Source organism: Chroococcidiopsis cubana SAG 39.79 (assembly GCF_003991895.1).
GTDB classification, from domain to species: Bacteria; Cyanobacteriota; Cyanobacteriia; order Cyanobacteriales; family Chroococcidiopsidaceae; genus Chroococcidiopsis; species Chroococcidiopsis thermalis.
The window spans coordinates 1-3,555 of record NZ_RSCK01000217.1; the positions used below are offsets into that span (position 1 = coordinate 1).

Sequence of the window (3,555 nt, forward strand, 5' to 3'; positions counted from 1 at the left end):
AAGCCGTCTTTAGATATCCATCCTCATGGCTTGCCAGCTCTACCTCCTACTATTTTTTGAGCCGTCGAACTCACGTTGAATTACTTAGCCCAGAGAATTCGGACGCTGCTGGGGCGGACTGAAGCTGTAGTAACAATTCACGGCGGCATGGGACGAGAAGAACGCCGCAAAGCCCAGGAAGCCTTTACCCAAGATATTGCCGTGCAAGTCTTAATCGCTACAGATGCAGCAGGGGAGGGAATTAACCTGCAACGAGCGCACCTGATGGTGAATTACGATCTGCCCTGGAATCCCAACCGCTTAGAACAGCGGTACGGGCGGATTCACCGGATCGGACAGACTGAGGTGTGTCACCTGTGGAATTTGGTGGCAAAGGAAACTCGTGAAGGGGATGTCTATCTGGCGCTGTTGAAAAAGTTGGAAATAGAACAAGAGGCGCTGGGGGGTAAAGTCTTTGACGTGCTGGGGAAAGCGATCGCCTCTACTGAGTTACGAGAGTTGCTGATCCAAGCGATTCGCTATGGCGATCGCCCAGATGTACGCGATCGCCTCAATCAAGTCGTACAAGATAAACTAGATCAACAAAGGCTGCGGGAACTGCTGTCAGAAAGAGCTTTGGCGCGAGATGCAATGGATATCGCCAAAGTGCAGCAAATTAAAGCAGACATGGAACGAGCAACAGCACGACGGCTGCAACCTCATTTTATTGCCTCTTTCTTTCTGGAAGCTTTCGAGCAGTTGGGTGGCACGGCGCGTCAGCGAGAAGGCGATCGCTACGAAATCACCCACGTCCCAGCAGTGATTCGCGATCGCGGGCGACAAATTGGGGTGGGAGAACCGCTGCTGCGACGCTACGAACGCATCTGCTTTGAAAAAGAGTCGATTAGCATTCCAGGTAAGCCACTAGCGGCGTTCGTCTGTCCTGGACATCCCCTACTGGATGCCGCGATCGATCTGACTCTGGAACGGCATCGGGATTTGTTGAAACAAGGCAGTATCTTGGTAGATGACAACGACATGAGTGAAAGCACCCGCGCTTTAGTTTACCTAGAACATGGTATCCAGGATGCGCGAACTAATTCCACTGGGACTCGGCGGGTGGTGTCGCGGCGGATGCAGTACGTGGAAATTGACCCAGAAGGCAATGCCCAAAATGCAGGTTATGCGCCTTACCTCAACTATCGTCAGCTGACAGATGAAGAAAAGTCTGCCGTTGAAGCGGTGCTAGAGGAATCTTGGCTGCGGCAAGATTTGGAAGCACAGGCGACGAGTTACGCCATTTCCCAGCTTGTCGGGCAACACCTCCAGGAAGTCAAGCAGCGCAAGGAAGAACTCATCGCTAAGACGATGGCAGCGGTGAAAGACCGACTCACAAAAGAGATTAATTATTGGGACCATCGGGCAGAAGACCTGAAAATGCAAGAGTCAGCTGGCAAGGCGAATGCCAAGATCAATTCAACCAAGGCGCGTCAGCGGGCGGATGAGTTGCAAGCGCGGTTGCTGCATCGGCTGGAGGAATTGGAACAGGAACGCCGATTATCGCCTTTACCACCAGTCGTCGTCGGGGGTGCGCTGGTAGTTTCGCTGGGATTGCTGCAACGGCTACAAGGAAAGCGACAGTCAGATGCGGCGATGTTTGCTAGGGAAACTCAACGGGTAGAGAAAACAGCGATGGCAGCGGTGATGGCAGCAGAATCCCAGTTGGGTTACGAACCGAAAGATGTCAGTTCCCAAAAGTGCGGCTACGATATTGAGTCACGCATTCCCCAAACGGGACAGCTGCGCTTTATCGAGGTGAAGGGGCGGATAGCAGGTGCAGCAACGGTGACGGTGACGAAGAATGAAATTATCGCCGCACTGAATCAGCTGGACGCTTTCATCTTGGCTTTGGTGCAAGTGCCGAAGTCAGAGGAATTTACCCAAGGGGATGTTTGGAAAGTCAAGGCATCGCAGGGAACTTACAAGGTGCATGACGATGATTGTGTCATTCGTTATCTGCGGCAACCGTTTCATAAAGAACCAGATTTCGCCGTGACGAGTGTAAATTATGACTGGCGCGAGTTGTGGCAGCAAGGAACTGAGCCATTTTAGGCAATTTTAGATTTTAGATTTTAGATTTTAGATTTTAGATTTTGGATTGGTTCTATAGCTATGTCTAAAATACCAGTATCCGGTCATACTAAGACGCTGAGGCAATAGCTTAGACCTATTGATTCTATTGCTGCCATACAATAATCGCTAAAATCTACTTAAGAGCAATCTTTCTCAATCTAAAATCTAAAATCTAAAATTCTAATATGAACGCTCATAAAATAGAGACTGTTTTAAATGAAGATGGAACTCTAACACTGCGGGGATTGCCTTTTCGTGCAGGGGATACAGTTGAAGTGATTATTCTGGAAAGTCACCCTACGCAGCACGAAGCGCCTATACCTTCCTCAGACTCAAATCCTTATCCTCTGCGCGGCACAGTCATTCGCTACGATGACCCAACTGAGCCTGTTGCTCTGGAAGATTGGGAAGTGCTGAAATGATTGTACTCGATACCCATATTTGGGTTTGGTGGGTTGATGGCAATCGGCGACTTACAACAGCTAATGAACAGTGGATACAACAATACCAGTCCCAAGGTTTGGGAGTGAGCATTATTTCTTGTTGGGAAGTCGCTAAATTAGTAGAAAACAATAAGCTTGTTCTATCTTGTTCGGTCAGTGAGTGGCTGAATGATGCTTTGGCTTATCCAGGAGTACAGTTACTCGATTTGACGCTGCCAATTGTAGTTGAATCAACACAATTAGTCGGTTTTCACCGCGACCCCGCCGACCAGATTATTGTTGCAACTGCAAGAATCTATAACTGTCCGTTGTTAACGGTTGACGATAAAATTCTTAACTACCCTAACGTGCAGACTCTCAAGTAGTGGTAAATTCTTGTGCTTTAGGAATTCATTTATGCTACTAGAATTAAATCAAATTATCGTTCCACCAGGTCAGCAATTGTTATTAAAAAATGTTTCCTGGCAGATGTATGAAAACATTTTGTCAGAGTTAGGGGAAGGTCGGGCTGCTAGAATTAATTATTACCAAGGAATGTTGGAGATTGTGACACCACTACCAGAACATGAGATAGGAAAAGTCATGATTGGTGATTTGGTGAAGGCATTACTTGAAGAACTCGATATTGATTTTTGGAGTCTTGCCTCTACAACTTTTAAAAACGAAGCTATGGCAGCAGGTGTAGAGGCAGATGACTGTTTCTATATCCAAAATGAAGCTGTTATTAGAGGGAAGAAGCGAATAGACCTAACTGTAGATCCTCCGCCAGATCTAGCAATTGAAATTGATATTACATCCCGCACTCGTTTCAATAATTATGAGGCTTTAGGCGTGAGTGAGCTTTGGCGGTATGGTAGTGATACGGAAGTAGTGGTGAGGCTCAAATCCTGTCTAGCTCTGTGTTGTAGCCATGAATGAAATACCAAACAGCTCCAATGTGATTGTTCAGTTTTTTGGAAAATGATAGGCTTTCTCTCACCAGCCGAGAAACACGTTGTCT

At 47.3% G+C, this 3,555-nt stretch carries 2 protein-coding genes and 3 pseudogenes; 4 read left to right on the forward strand and 1 reads right to left on the reverse strand.

Features of this window, described 5'->3' with window-relative positions; genetic code table 11:
• Positions 1-72 precede the first annotated feature (72 nt).
• From DSM107010_RS37265 to DSM107010_RS37280, 4 genes and pseudogenes are all read left to right on the forward strand, one after another.
• Positions 73-2,091, forward strand: a pseudogene (locus DSM107010_RS37265) (protein NO VEIN domain-containing protein); the annotation flags it as partial.
• A gap of 206 nt (positions 2,092-2,297) precedes the next feature.
• Entirely contained in the window at positions 2,298-2,534 is a 237-nt protein-coding gene (locus tag DSM107010_RS37270) for a hypothetical protein (RefSeq protein ID WP_106170663.1), read from the forward strand.
• The gene (locus DSM107010_RS37275; protein WP_106170665.1) at positions 2,531-2,920 is read left to right on the forward strand and encodes a type II toxin-antitoxin system VapC family toxin; all 390 of its coding nucleotides are present in this window, start codon (positions 2,531-2,533) and stop codon (positions 2,918-2,920) included. Before DSM107010_RS37270 ends, DSM107010_RS37275 begins: the two co-directional genes overlap by 4 nt.
• A gap of 31 nt (positions 2,921-2,951) precedes the next feature.
• A pseudogene (locus DSM107010_RS37280) lies at positions 2,952-3,431 on the forward strand (Uma2 family endonuclease); the annotation flags it as partial.
• Positions 3,432-3,435: 4 nt separating this feature from the next.
• Here the strand turns inward: DSM107010_RS37280 and DSM107010_RS37285 are convergent.
• Positions 3,436-3,555: pseudogene (locus DSM107010_RS37285) on the reverse strand (IS1 family transposase); the annotation flags it as partial.